Origin of the sequence: Pseudoduganella sp. (assembly GCF_041914865.1) — a bacterium.
Lineage (GTDB): Bacteria > Pseudomonadota > Gammaproteobacteria > Burkholderiales > Burkholderiaceae_D > Rugamonas.
In genome coordinates this window covers 1-13,798 of record NZ_JAYSCO010000019.1, presented here as the reverse complement: position 1 = coordinate 13,798, position 13,798 = coordinate 1, and the positions used below count along the sequence as shown (strand labels likewise).

At 63.7% G+C, this 13,798-nt stretch carries 10 protein-coding genes; 3 read left to right on the top strand and 7 right to left on the bottom strand.

Annotation, left to right across the window (positions count from 1 at the left end; translation table 11 throughout):
- Positions 1–2: 2 nt before the first annotated feature.
- Complete coding sequence (locus tag ACE3TQ_RS11230) at positions 3–1,550, top strand: alkaline phosphatase (protein WP_374582250.1); 1,548 nt, start codon at positions 3–5, stop codon at positions 1,548–1,550.
- Here the strand turns inward: ACE3TQ_RS11230 and ACE3TQ_RS11225 are convergent.
- The 5 genes from ACE3TQ_RS11225 to ACE3TQ_RS11205 all read right to left on the bottom strand — a co-directional run bounded on the left by ACE3TQ_RS11225 (position 1,547) and on the right by ACE3TQ_RS11205 (position 8,773).
- Positions 1,547–1,936, bottom strand: a complete 390-nt coding sequence (locus ACE3TQ_RS11225; protein ID WP_374582248.1) for a glycoside hydrolase family protein — start codon at positions 1,934–1,936, stop codon at positions 1,547–1,549. The two genes, ACE3TQ_RS11230 and ACE3TQ_RS11225, sit on opposite strands and share 4 nt — an antisense overlap.
- An 87-nt stretch (positions 1,937–2,023) precedes the next feature.
- On the bottom strand, positions 2,024–3,694 hold the full coding sequence (locus ACE3TQ_RS11220) for a long-chain-fatty-acid--CoA ligase (RefSeq protein ID WP_374582323.1): 1,671 nt from the start codon (positions 3,692–3,694) through the stop codon (positions 2,024–2,026).
- A gap of 29 nt (positions 3,695–3,723) precedes the next feature.
- Positions 3,724–5,418, bottom strand: a complete 1,695-nt coding sequence (locus tag ACE3TQ_RS11215) for a long-chain fatty acid--CoA ligase (RefSeq protein WP_374582247.1) — start codon at positions 5,416–5,418, stop codon at positions 3,724–3,726.
- A 160-nt stretch (positions 5,419–5,578) separates the two neighbouring features.
- Positions 5,579–6,709, bottom strand: a complete 1,131-nt coding sequence (locus ACE3TQ_RS11210) for an aminopeptidase (protein WP_374582246.1) — start codon at positions 6,707–6,709, stop codon at positions 5,579–5,581.
- 9 nt (positions 6,710–6,718) lie between these two features.
- Entirely contained in the window at positions 6,719–8,773 is a 2,055-nt protein-coding gene (locus ACE3TQ_RS11205) for a molybdopterin-dependent oxidoreductase (RefSeq protein WP_374582245.1), read from the bottom strand.
- A 96-nt stretch (positions 8,774–8,869) separates the two neighbouring features.
- On the opposite strand from ACE3TQ_RS11205, the gene ACE3TQ_RS11200 reads away from it, so the two are divergent.
- On the top strand, positions 8,870–10,060 hold the full coding sequence (locus tag ACE3TQ_RS11200; RefSeq protein ID WP_374582244.1) for a M20 aminoacylase family protein: 1,191 nt from the start codon (positions 8,870–8,872) through the stop codon (positions 10,058–10,060).
- Positions 10,061–10,066: 6 nt separating this feature from the next.
- Here the strand turns inward: ACE3TQ_RS11200 and ACE3TQ_RS11195 are convergent, their stop codons facing one another.
- Positions 10,067–10,969, bottom strand: a complete 903-nt coding sequence (locus ACE3TQ_RS11195; protein WP_374582243.1) for an NAD(P)-dependent oxidoreductase — start codon at positions 10,967–10,969, stop codon at positions 10,067–10,069.
- Between the two features lie 139 nt (positions 10,970–11,108).
- Between ACE3TQ_RS11195 and ACE3TQ_RS11190 the strand changes: the two genes are divergently transcribed.
- Positions 11,109–11,651, top strand: a complete 543-nt coding sequence (locus ACE3TQ_RS11190; protein WP_374582242.1) for an acyloxyacyl hydrolase — start codon at positions 11,109–11,111, stop codon at positions 11,649–11,651.
- Between the two features lie 54 nt (positions 11,652–11,705).
- On the opposite strand, the gene ACE3TQ_RS11185 is transcribed toward ACE3TQ_RS11190, so the two are convergent.
- Positions 11,706–13,430 carry a M4 family metallopeptidase gene (locus ACE3TQ_RS11185; RefSeq protein WP_374582241.1) on the bottom strand — a complete coding sequence of 575 codons (1,725 nt, stop codon included), beginning with the start codon at positions 13,428–13,430 and terminating at the stop codon, positions 11,706–11,708.
- Between the last annotated feature and the right edge of the window lie 368 nt (positions 13,431–13,798).

Here is a 13,798-nt window from a genome sequence, read left to right as displayed (position 1 = left end):
CGATGCAAGACGGGCGCCGCCTCCTGCTCCAGACTGCGGCCCGCGTGGCCGCACTGGCAGCGCTGGCGCCCCACCTGCCCGCGCAAGCGCGCAGCGGCGCCAACGGCGCCTACCCCTTCTCGCTCGGCGTCGCCTCCGGCGCGCCGCTGCCCGACTCCGTCATCCTCTGGACCCGGCTGCTGCCCGACCCGCTCAACGCGGCGTCGATGCCGCCCATTGCGCAGCAAGTGCGCTGGGAAGTCGCGCATGACGAGGGCTTCACCCGCCTCGCCGCGCGCGGCCCCGCCGTCGCCGCGCCGGAGCTGGCGCACTGCGTGCACGTCGACGTGCGCGGCCTGGAGCCGGACCGCTGGTATTTCTACCGTTTCATGCTGGGCGACGCTGTCAGCCCGGTGGGCCGCACCCGCACCGCACCGGCGCCGGACGCCATGCCGGGCATGCTGAAGCTGGCCGCCGCCTCCTGCCAGCACTGGGAGTTCGGCCACTACGCGGCGCACCGCCATATCGCGCGCGCCGCGCCCGACCTGGTGGCCTTCCTCGGCGACTACATCTACGAATGGGGCCCATACAGCCTGCAGCACCCCGCCAGCGCCATACGCCGCGACGAGAGCTATACCCTGGCCGACTACCGCGCGCGCTACGCCCAGTACAAGAGCGACGCCGACCTGCAGGCGGCGCACCACGCCGCGCCCTGGCTGGTGACATGGGACGACCACGAAGTGGCTAACGACTACAGCCCGCACCGCGACGAACTGCTGTCGCCCGATTTCGTGCAGCGCCGCGCCGCCGCCTACCAGGCCTTCTTCGAGCACCAGCCGCTGCGCGCGCAGCGCATCTACCAGCGCTACGACTGGGGTCGGCTGGCGCGCTTCCATGTGCTCGACACGCGCCAGTACCGTTCGCCGCACGCCTGCCAGCCGGCCGGCCGCGGCGGCTCCACCTCGGTCTACCGGCGCGCCTGCGCCGCCCTGGCCGACCCGCGCCGCACCATGCTGGGCGCGGAGCAGGAGCGCTGGCTGGCGCAGGGCCTGAAGGAATCGAAGGCCAGCTGGAACATCATCGCCCAGCAAACCCTGGTGGCCCAGCTGTCGCAAGTGCCGCTGGCCAGCGACAGCGACGGCCGCTTCTGGACCGATGGCTGGGACGGCTACGCCGCCGCCCGCAAGCGCCTGCTGGACGCGCTGCAGGCCGCGCGCAACCCGCTCGTGCTGTCGGGCGACGTGCACACCTTCTTCGCCGCCGACCTGCGGCGCGATCCGGCCCGGCCGGCCAGCGCCGGCAACCCGGTCATCGCCACCGAATTCTGCGGCACCTCCATCACGTCCAGCTCGCGCCCGCAGGCGCGCACGCAGCAATACGTCGACATGAACCGCCACCTGCATTTCGGGCAAAGCGACAAGCGCGGCTTCATGCTGCTGGAGTTGCGCCCCGAGCGCGCCACGGTGGCCTTCGAGGGACTGCAGAATGTGCGCGATGCGCGCAGTGCCTGCGCCACGCTGGCGCGCTTCAGTGTCGCCGGCGGCGTGGCCGGTCCCCGGCGCGAAGCCTAGACACTGCCCCGGAACGGCGCGCTTTCGTCCAGGCGGCGCCTGGCCGGGCCGGCCGGCGTAGCAGGCTGGCGCAGCATGGCATCGGCCGCGCCTTCCAGGTCGCCCACATCGATCCGGCGCAACACCATCATGGCGCCGCCGGTGCCCAGGTTGTAGGTGTAGCTGACCAGCGCATCGAACTGGGCTTGCGTGAGGGGATGATGGCTGACCTGGCGCTGCACGGCGCGCTCGGAGCTGCGCACGGCAATATCGAATGCCGCCTCGACCTGGTCGGGCGTCATGTCGGGCAGGCTTGTTTCGTAGTAGCCGCTTAAACCTTCGCGCTGGCGCAGCGCGCGGCGGCCTTCGGTGGAGAGGGAAAGTGCGAAGTTATATAGATGGCCCATAAGTGGCTTCCGGTGGCTGCGCAGGTGGTTCTTTCCACTTTACAGCCGGCCCGGAGCCCCTTTTTGAGCCAGGTCAAGCGTGCCGGCTTATGCTGCCTTCTTTTCGTCTCGCAGCTGACGGCGCAGAATCTTGCCGACGTTCGTCTTCGGCAGTTCGTCACGGAATTCAATATACTTCGGCTTTTTGTACGCGGTCAATTCGTGCTTGCAGAATTCCTGCAACGCTTCCACCGTCAGGTTCGGATCTTTGCGTACAACAAACAGTTTCACCGCTTCGCCGGAGTTGGCGTCCGGTACACCTACGCAAGCCACTTCCAGCACGCCCGGGTGGGCCGCCACCACGCCTTCCACTTCGTTCGGGTAGACGTTGAAGCCGGACACCAGGATCATGTCCTTCTTGCGGTCGACGATGCGCACGAAGCCCTTGTCGTCCATGATGCCGACGTCGCCGGTCTTGAAGAAGCCTTCGGGCGTGATCGACTTGGCGGTATCGTCCGGACGGTTCCAGTAGCCGGCCATCACCTGCGGGCCGCGGATGGCGATTTCGCCGGCCGAGCCGATCGGCACTTCCTTGCCGTCGTCGTCCAGGATCGCCACTTCGGTCGACGGGATCGGCACGCCGATGGTGCCGGTGAATTCCTTGATGTCGACGCGGTTGGCGGTGGCCACCGGCGAGGTTTCGGACAGGCCGTAGCCTTCGATGATCGGGGTGCCGGTCACCTTCAGCCAGCGGTCGGCCACCGACTGCTGCACGGCCATGCCGCCGCCGTTGCAGATCTTGTAGCTGGAGAAGTCCAGCTTGGCGAAGTCCGGGTTGTTCAGCAGCGCGTTGTACAGGGTGTTCACGGCCGGGAAAACGGTCACGCGGTACTTGGCCAGCTCTTTCACGAAGCCCGGGATATCGCGCGGGTTCGGGATCAGGATGTTCATGCCGCCCGTCTTCCAGCCCATGAAGCAGGAAATGGTCAGCGAGTAGATGTGGTACAGCGGCAGCGCGGCCACGAACACCATCTGCTCATTGCTCGGCTTCATCTGCAGCCAGGCTTCGTTCTGCAGCATGTTGGCCACCACGTTGGAGTGCAGCAGCACGGCGCCCTTGGAGACGCCGGTGGTGCCGCCGGTGTACTGCAGGAAGGCGATGTCGCTCGGCTTCTGGTCGGCCGACTTGAGCGGCAGGCGCGAGCCTTCCGCCAGCACCTGCTTGAAGCTGGTGTGGCCGGGGATATTCCAGGCCGGCACCATCTTCTTCACGTGGCGCACCACGAAGTTGACGATGGCGCCTTTCAGGCCGCCCAGCAGGTCGCCCATGCTCGCCACCACCACATGTTTGACGCCGGTCGAGGCCACCACCTGTTCCACGGTGGTGGCAAAGTTTTCCAGCACGATGATGGCTTCTGCGCCGGAGTCGTTCAGCTGGTGCTGCAGTTCGCGCGGCGTGTACAGCGGGTTGACGTTGACCACCACGTAGCCGGCGCGGATGATGCCCGCCAGCGCCACCGGATATTGCAGCACGTTGGGCAGCATGATGGCAACGCGCGCGCCCGGCTGCAGGCCTTTGGATTGCAGCCATGCGCCGAACTGCTTCGACAGCTGGTCCACTTGCGCGTAGGTCAGGAACTTGTCCATGCAAACGTAGGCGTTGCGGGACGCGAACTTCTGGAAGGTCTCTTCCATCAGGTGGGTCACGGAACGGTACTGCGAAACATCGATCTCCGCAGGAACGCCTTCAGGATAGGACTTGAGCCAGATTTTTTCCATCATATTGCCTTTCGTATGCAGTGGCAGCCTTATGCCGCCTTCTTGTCGTCGGCAGGCTTTTCGTCGCGCAGCATACGGCGCAGGATCTTGCCAACGTTAGTTTTCGGTAGCTCCGTGCGGAACTCGATGTATTTCGGCTTCTTGTAGCCGGTCAGGTTTTGCTTGCAGTGTTCCATCAGCGCTTCGGCCGTCAGGTTCGGGTCTTTCTTCACCACGAACACTTTCACCGCCTCGCCGGAATGCTCGTCCGGCACGCCGATGCAGGCGCATTCCAGCACGCCCGGGTGGGCTGCCACCACGTCTTCGATTTCATTCGGGTAGACGTTGAAGCCGGAGACCAGGATCATGTCCTTCTTGCGGTCCACGATCTTCACGTAGCCGCGTTCATCCATCACGCCCACGTCGCCCGATTTGAAGTAGCCGTCGGCCGTCATGACCTTGGCGGTTTCCTCCGGACGGTTCCAGTAGCCGGCCATGACCTGCGGGCCGCGGATGGCGATCTCGCCTGCCGTGCCAAGCGGCACTTCGTTGCCGGCATCGTCCAGGATGGCGACGTCGGTGGACGGGATCGGCATGCCGATCATGCCGGAGAACTCGGTGCTGTCGAAGCGGTTGGCGGTCGCCACCGGCGCCGTTTCGGACAGGCCGTAGCCTTCCACGATGGTGACGCCGGTCAGCGCCAGCCACTTGTCGGCCACCGCCTTCTGCACCGCCATGCCGCCGCCGTTGGCGACCTTCAGGCCGGAGAAGTCGACGTTCTTGATGTCCGGGTGGTTCAGCAGCGCGTTGTACAGCGTGTTCACCGCCGGCAGCATATTGAAGCGGTACTTCTGCAGCTCCTTGATAAAGCCGCCGATGTCGCGCGGGTTCGGGATCAGCACGTTCAGGCCGCCCTCGCGCATGCCCCACATGGCGCACACGGTCAGCGCGAAGATGTGGTACAGCGGCAGTGCGCAAATGATGGTGCGCTCGTCCGGCGGCAGGTCGGCCAGCTTGGGCGCCGACCAGGCCTGCATCTGCAGCAGGTTGGCGATGATGTTCTTGTGGGTCAGGGTGGCGCCCTTGGAAACGCCGGTGGTGCCGCCGGTGTACTGCAGGAAGGCCACGTCCTCGTGGCGCAGCTCCACGGCGGTCAGCTTCATGCTCTTGGCATGGCCCAGCGCATCCTTGAAGCGCACCGCGTTCGGCAGCGAAAACGGCGGCACCAGCTTCTTCACATTGCGCACCACGAAGTTGACGATGTGGCCCTTCAGGCCGCCCAGCATCTCGCCCATATTGGCGACGATGATGTGCTTGACCTGGGTGCGCGGCAGCACCTGTTCCAGCGTGGTGGCGAAATTCTCGAGGATGATGATGGCTTCCGCGCCGGAGTCGTTCAGCTGGTGTTCCAGCTCGCGCGGGGTGTACAGCGGGTTGACGTTGACCACGGTGTAGCCGGCGCGCAGGATGCCGGCAATGGCGATCGGGTATTGCAGCACGTTCGGCATCATGACGGCGACGCGTGCGCCCTTTTTCATGCCGCGGCTTTGCAGCCAGGCGCCAAGACGTTTGGAGTGGGCATCCAGGTCGGCATAGGTGATGAATTTATCCATGCACACGAAGGCGTTGCGCGACGCGTACTTCTGGAACGATTCTTCGAGCAGGTGAACCAGTGAGCGGTATTGCGTGGCGTCGATTTCACTCGGAACGCCGGGGGGATACGACTTCAACCAGATTTTTTCCATCCTGTGCCTCTTTGTCTCGGTTTTATATATATTATTTGCGAAAATAGAACGGCCGTGCTTTCCCGCACTCTAGATGCTATCGTGCGGGCAAGCACAGTGGCAAGCTATTTTCTGGAATTGGAACGCGTCCTCTAGCAGGCCTTTCTGCTGCAAAGCAACATCAATTCACCACGCCTGCGTCCTTTGCTGCGGCGGCAGTTGCCGCATCGCTGGCCTGGGCCATAGTGCGCGCCAGTTCGTGCAAGCGCTCATGCCGTTCCACGGATGGCAGGTTGCTCATATTCCGCACCGCAGCATAAAAGTTGGGGAATGCCTTCTCTTTTGCTAGCAAAGCGCGGAAGCCTGGCAGCAGGTCATTATAGGTTGCAACAGATGCCAAATGGGCATTATTAAGCGGTTCCGCGAAGAATCGGTCGTAGCCGTTGTAGCCGCCCCAGTTGGCCTTGAGCACCTTGTACTCGTCCTGCAGCGAGGCAAAGATGCGCAGCTTCTCTTCGCGCTTTTTCTTCTTGCTGGCTTTGCTGGCGTAATTGTCCGCCAACATCTGGCGGTGCTTGACCAGCAAGGCCATGAAGTCCTGGCGCCGCACGTTGTAGCGCGCATAGGCTTCGCGCATGGCGTCGTTGCCGTACAGCTCAAGCCAGCGCTGCACGCCAGCTTCTTCCACCGCCGAGGCAAACGCTTCGTTGAATTTGGAATCGCCCTGCAGGTACACCACCTGGTGCGCCAGCTCGTGGAAAATCAGGCGCGCCAGTTCGGCGTCGGAGTGGTTGATGAAGGTCGACAGCAGCGGGTCGCTGAACCAGCCCAGAGTGGAGTAAGCCGGCACGCCGCCGATCTGCACGTCGTTGCCCTCCTCGCGCAGTTCTTCGGCATAGGCTTCGGCGTCGGCCTTGTCGTAGTAGCCGCGGTAGCTGACGCAGCCGGCAATCGGGAAGCACCATTGCACCGGGCGCAGCGACAGCTCCGGCGTGGCGACCACGTTCCACAGCACGTACTGGCGTTTGAGCGGCGCGTAATTCTTGTAGCTGGCATTGTCCGGCAAGCCGAGTTCCTTGACCGCGAAGCGGCGGATCAGCTTGGCCTTTTCCAGGCGCGCCTTGAGTTTGGGATCGGTGCTGGGGTCGCCGATCCAGTCATCGACCGGACGGGCGTCGGACCAGAGCGCGTACTGGCCCTGGGCCGCCTGGAAGTAATACTTGAACTGGGCACAACCGGCCAGCAAGGCGGCGCACACACCCGCTGTCGCCAGGTGCCTGGCGCGCAGTTTCAGGTGTGTTAACGTGCCCATAAGTCATTCTCAAGCGGCTTTCTCGACTTGGACCAGTGTATCGTAAAACGTCGGCGCGCGACCCATGTCCGTCAAACGCTGGCTGGTGACTTCGTTGGCGTTCTTGCCATCGCCGGCCAGCTTCTTCCACCAGATCGACAGCCCCACCACCAGCCCCGGCCGGGCCTTGGCGGTGACGCGCGCCTTGCACACGAAGGAGCCGCGATCGTTGAAGATGCGCACCATATCGCCGTGGTTGATGCCACGTGTTGCCGCATCGTCAGGATGGATGTCGAGGTGCGGTTCGCCCTCGGTGGCGCGCAGGCTTTGCACGTTGACAAAGGTCGAGTTCAGGAAGTTGCGCGCCGGCGGAGATATCATCGCCAGCGGGTATTTTGCCGCCAGTTCGGGGGTAGATGCCGCCGATTCATAGTTCGGGATATAGGCCGGCAAGGGGTCCAGGCCATCGCGCCGCATGCTTTCCGAATAGAACTCACATTTTCCGGAAGGTGTGGGGAAATTGCCGCATGCAAAGGGTGCGTCCGGTACTTCCAGTTTCTGCCAGCCCTTGCGCTTGAGTGACTCCCAGTCGAACTGCACGAAGGCGACCGAAGCCAGCTGGTCGTCGCTGTCGCGGAAGCAGGGATCATCCAGCCCCATGCGGGCCGCCAGCAGGCGGAAGAACTCGGTGTTCGACTTGGCTTCGCCCATGGGCGCAATGGCGGCGTTATTCGCCATCATGTACAAATGGCCATAGGCGCTGTGAGCGTCCACGTGCTCCAGCTGGGTGGTCGCCGGCAGCACGATATCGGCATAGTCGGCGGTGTCGGTCTGGAAATGCTCGAGCACCACCGTGAACAGGTCTTCCCGAGCAAAGCCGGCCTGCACCTTGGACGAATCGGGCGCAATCGCCACCGGGTTCGAGTTGTAGACAATGACGGCCTTGATCTGCGGGCCGAACTCAGGCGAGGCCGGGCGCAGCAGGTCGTCGCCGATGGTGGTCATATTGATGGTGCGCGGCTGTTTGGCCAGCAAGTCCGGGCGCTGCAGCGCAGCCAGGTTCTTCTTGAAGGTGCCGGAGGAGGACAGCTGCACGCCGCCCGCCGCGTGGCGCCAGGCGCCGACCAGCGCCGGCAGGCAGGCGATATTGCGCACCGCCATGCCGCCGCCGTGCACGCGCTGCACGCCGTAATTCATGCGGATCGCCACCGGTTCGCCGCGCTTGGCCGTTTCGCCATAGTCGCGCGCCAGGCCTTCCACTTCCGCGACGGTGATGCCGCAGGTGGCGGCGGTGCGTTCCGGCGTCCACTCGGCGGCGCGTTCGCGCAGTTGCTCGAAACCCAGCGTGTACTGGGCGATGTAATCGTGGTCGAGCAGGTCGTCGCGGATCAGGATGTGCATCAGCCCCAGCGCCAGCGCCGCGTCGGTGCCCGGCAGCAGCGCGATGTGCTGGTGGCATTTATCGGCCGTCAGCGAGCGGTAGGGGTCGATGGCGATCAGTTTGGCGCCATTGCGCTTGGCTTCCTGGGCGCGGGTCCAGAAATGCAGGTTGGAGGCGATCGGGTTGCCGCCCCAGATGATGAGCAGTTTGGCATGCTGGAATTGCTCGAGATCGGTGCCGATCGAGGCGCCGATGCTGTACTTGTAGCCGGTGGCGCCGGCGGTGGCGCAGATGGTGCGGTCCAGCAGCGAGGCGCCAATCTTGTGGAAAAAGCGCGAGGACATCGAATCGCCCTGCACCAGGCCCATGGTGCCGGCATAGCTGTACGGCAGGATGGCTTCCGGCTCGCTCGCGGCCAGCGGCTTCAGGCGCGCCGCGATCTCGTCCAGCGCCTCGTCCCAGCTGATGCGCTGGAACTTGCCCTCGCCTTTCCGGCCGACGCGGCGCAGCGGGTACAGCAGCCGGTCGGGCGAATAGGTGCGTTCGGTATAGCGCGACACCTTGGTGCACAGCACCCCGGCCGTGGTCGGGTGCTCGGGATCGCCTTTCACCTCGGTCGCCACGCCGTCTTCGACGGTCACCAGGAGGGCGCAGGTATCGGGGCAATCGTGCGGGCAGGTGGCGCGGACTTGTAAGGTAGACATCTTGATATGGATTAGCGGCGGCGGAATCCAATATCGTAAACGATTCCAGAAAATCCTACCGGGAGGCTAGAATGGCAGGACCGATGGAGAACAACAATGAAACTGATCGACCCGATTATTGCGTTTCAATCCGAGCTGCAGCAGATCCGACGCGACCTGCATGCGCATCCGGAACTCTGCTATGAAGAAGTCCGCACCTCCGACGTGGTGGCCGCCAAGCTGACCGAATGGGGCATTCCCGTGATCCGTGGCCTGGGCAAGACCGGCGTGGTGGGGGTGATCAAGAACGGCACGTCCGCGCGCGCCATTGGCCTGCGTGCCGATATGGACGCCCTGCCCATGCAGGAGATCAACACCTTCCCGCACGCCTCGCGCCACCCCGGCAAGATGCACGCCTGCGGCCATGACGGCCACACCGCCATGCTGCTGGGCGCCGCCCACTACCTGGCGCAGCACCGCAATTTCGACGGCACCGTCTACCTGGTGTTCCAGCCGGCCGAAGAAGGCGGCGCCGGCGCGCGCCAGATGATCCGCGACGGCCTGTTCGAAAAATGCCCGATGGACGCCATCTACGGCATGCACAACTGGCCCGGCATGGCGCAGGGCACGCTGGGCGTGTGCGAAGGGCCGATGATGGCCTCCTCCAACGAATTCCACGTCACCGTGCGCGGCAAAGGCGCCCACGCCGCCCAGCCGCACAAGGGCAATGATCCGATCATGACTGCGGTGCAGATTGCGCAAGCCTGGCAAACCATCGTCACGCGCAATAAGAGCCCGCTCGATACCGCCGTGCTGTCGATCACCCAGATCCACGCCGGCAGCGCCACCAATGTGATCCCCGACGAAGCGAAACTGGTCGGCACCGTGCGCACCTTCACCACCGAAGTGCTGGACATGGTGGAGCAGCGCATGCAATCGCTGGCGCAAGGCATCGCCGCCGCCTTCGACGCGGAGGTCGAATTCACCTTCCGCCGCAACTACCCGCCGCTGGTAAACCACGCGCGCGAAACCCGCTTCGCCGTGGAGGTGATGAAGTCGGTGGTGGGCGCGGCCATGGTGGACGACAATATCGAACCCACCATGGGCGCCGAGGATTTCGCCTTCTTCCTGCAAGAGAAGCCAGGCTGCTACATCTTCATTGGCAACGGCGACGGCGAGCACCGCGACGGCGGCCACGGCCTCGGCCCCTGCGTACTGCACAACGGCAGCTACGACTTCAACGACCAGCTGCTGCCGATCGGCGCCAGCTTCTGGGTCCAGCTGGCCGAAGCCGCCCTCCCCAAGTAAGGGAAGCTAAGGCAGCCGGTCTTCCCCATCCCCCACGCGCGCGCCCGGATTGAGCTGCTCCAGTCCGAGCAGCGCAGCCGAGTGGTCCGCGCGCGGATACGCATCGCGGATCGCCTCATAGCGCTGCGTCACCAGGCTGGTGACGGGCAGCGCCACCCCGGCCGCCGCAGCCGCCGCCAGCACATTGTGCTGGTCCTTCAACTGCGTCAGCACCTGCCCGCCCGGCAGGAAATTCCGCTCCAGCATGCGCTGCCCGTGCACCTCCAGCACCCGGCTCTCCGCAAACCCGCCCCGGATCGCCTCGCGCACGGCAGCCGGGTCGGCCCCCGCCGCCTGCGCCAGCAGCAGCGCCTCCGCCACGATATTGATGGTGCCGCCCACGATCAGCTGGTTGCACAGTTTCGCCACCTGCCCGCTGCCGGCCGGCCCCACCAGCCTGGGACGCCCCATGGCTTCCAGCACCGGCCGCGCCGCCTCGAAATCGGCCGCGCTGCCGCCCGCCATGATGGCCAGCGTACCCGCCGCCGCGCCGCCTACCCCACCCGACACCGGCGCATCGATAAAACGATGCCCGCGCCCCGCCAGCAAGGCATGGAAAGCCTGCGCCTCATCCTGCCGCGTCGAACTCATATCGATCCACAGCGTGCCGGGCCGCAGCGCATCGAGCGCGGCCTCGATCACCGCCCCCACCGCCTCGCCGGCCGACAGCATGGACACCACCACGGCGGCATCGGCCACCGCGTGCGGCAGCACGTCATCGGGATCGGCGCCGGCTTCGGCCAGCACGCCGGCCTTGCCCGGAGTACGGTTCCAGGCGGTGACCGGAAAACCGGCCGCCAGCAGGCGCCGCACCATCGGCTCCCCCATCAGGCCGATGCCAAGGAATGCAATTCGCAGGGGATGGCTCACAATTGGCTCCAGATATGACAATATTGCGATGATTCTAACAATTTAGGGGTCGTCTGAAATAATTTCAGAACAAAAGTAAAATGGCCGTCACTGCCGCAGCAAATCAAGAGACTGTGGCAAGGACTAGAGAGAAAAAAACATGCACTTCAAAAAACTGTTCGCAACTGCTGCGGCTCTGCTCGTGGCCCAATCCGCCTTCGCTTTCGACGTCAACTCCGCTTACGTGGAATACGGCTCGGCCTCCAAAGTCCGCATGGTGCGCCTGGGCGCCACCCAGGACTTCAAACCCGAGTGGAGCTGGTTCAATTCCAACGGCACCCACCTGACCGGCTACTGGGACGCCAGCGTCGGCTTCTGGGAAGGCCGCCAGTGGAACAATGTACCAGGCGCCAAGAAGAATATTATCGACCTCGGCTTCACCCCGGTATTCCGCTTCGAGAATACCAACAAGAAGGGCTTCTATGTCGAGGGCGGCATCGGCGCGCACGTGCTGTCCCGCACCTACAACAACAATGACGACGGCTTGTCGACCGCCTTCCAGTTCGGCGACCACATCGGCGTTGGCTATGTGTTCGACAAGTGGGAAGTCGCCGCCAAGCTGCAGCACTTCTCCAACGGCGGCATCAAGAAGCCGAACAGCGGCGTCGACTACGTGGTCCTGAAAGCGTCCTACCGCTACTAAAAAGAAGGGCCACCGGCTCGCACCGGTGGCCCTTCCAGTACAGGACAGCGCGGCTTATTCCGCCACGTCAGCCCCGACGTTGATCGCAGCATATGCGCGCTGGACTGCCTTTGCTTCGGCGCTGTTCGCGCCATACAGTTCCTGCGCTGCTGCCAGCACTTTCAAACGAGCGTCGGCGTAATTGGTCGAAGACGTGAACTTGGTGCTGTTCGCGCGGAACCAGATACGGTAAGCCTTGTCGATGCCGATGCCGGTCATGGCTTTCGGCTGTTGGGTCAGGTACTGCGAGTAGTAATCACTGCCCACCGTGGCGCTCGATCCCATCGCCAGGAAGTAGAACATGCGGTTGTTCGGGCCGCTGCTGTAATGCACATCCAGGCGCTTGATGGTCGACTTCCAGGCATCGGGCGACTTGCCATCCTTGCTTGGCTTGTACATCCAGCGCAGCGGCTGGCCGTTCTTCGAGATCTCCTTCCCCATCATCCAGTCATTACCGGAAGGTACTGGCAGCGCCGTACCCGTGCCGCCGGCACGGGCGTACGCCTCCACCGCCTCGCCCGCAATATCGGACGACGACTCATTCAGCCCGCCCGATTCACCGCGATAGGTCAGGTTCGAGGTGGCAGCGGTGATGCCGTGCCCCATCTCGTGGCCGATCACATCGATCGACCCCAGGTTGTTGAAGTAGGAGCCGCCGTCGCCGATGAACATGCATTTGCATGCGTCGGAGTAGTAGGCATTGTCGTAGGCGGTGTTGACGTGCACCGCGATATGGGTCGCCGTATTGTTCCCGTCCAGCGACTGCCACCCCAGCACATTCTTGTGCATGTCGTAGGTGTTCATCAGGCCCCACAGCGCGTTCACCGCCGCCGTCTGGCCATTGGCATTGGTCGTGCTGCCGCCGGCAATGTACTGCTTGCCATCGCCCCAGGTATTGGTCGCATTCGAGTAGACCTGGCCGGCGCTGGTGCCATGGTCGGCATTGGTGATCGCCATCGCACCGAAAGCACCGCCGGTGCCACGGCTGCCGTCGATCATCTTGTATACGCCGCCGCTCAGGGTGGTGTTGATCGGCACCGTACCGTTGTACTGGCTATAGCCAGTGCCGACCACGTTCTGCACCATATTCCACTGGTCCAGGATGCGGCCATCGCGTGCGCTGACGATGGTGTCGTAGAACACCGGGTTGGCGCCGTCCATGACGCGCGTCTTCACGTGGTAGGCCAGCTCGTAGCTGTCGACCACGTCCAGCACGTCCACCGCATTCAGCTCGTCTTCCGCCTTGTTCTCCGCGCCCGGCGCGCGTACCGACTTCATGACCGGGAAGATCACCAGCTCCGCCAAAGGCGGGCTGATACCGCCTTTGGTTGGCGGGATACTCTTGCTCGCTTTGGCGATCGCTTCCTTATCGCTCAGCTTCGGCTTGACGTCAAAGCGCTTGCCAACCAGGCCTTTGCGGCGCTCGCCGATCGATTCGCTCAGCACATTGCCGCCCTGGTCGGTGACCACCACCGACTCCGACTCAAAAATACGCACGCCCTTATAGGTATGGTTGATGCGGCTGATCGCCTTGCCTTGCTCACCCGGGTGCTGGCTGGCGATGGCGAAGCCGTGGTCGGCATCCAGGCCATGTTTGCTGCGCTCACTGTTCAAAGTGGAGACCAGGCGGGTTTTCTCCTGGGCAGAGAAGGCGACGGGGCTGGCCATCATGCTGGCGGCACTGGCTTGTCCTGCGACGACGGTGACCGCCAGGGCGATCAGGGTCTTGCGAAATTCCATGTCTGCTCCTTTGGGTAGGGTGGACGCAAACACTATCCGGCCAGAGAGGCCGGAGTCAAAAAAATACGCAATTGAGACAGATGGGGGTGTTTGTCCCAAATGGGACATTCGAAAGGGGCGCAGTACCTGTAAAAGCAAAAAGCCCGCTAACACACGTTAGCGGGCTTTTCTAAAAGAAACTGCGAGCAACCGGAAAACCATGGTCTGACCCAAGGGGGGTTGGGTTTGACGCCTTTGACGTTCGGCGAAGATCAACAGCGCACAACCAACACCAGCGCCCGTGGCGCAGACGGGGTCTGACCCTTGGGTCAGACCCGGTTTTCCGGGTTTAAAAAGCAAAAAGCCCGCTAACACACGTTAGCGGGCTT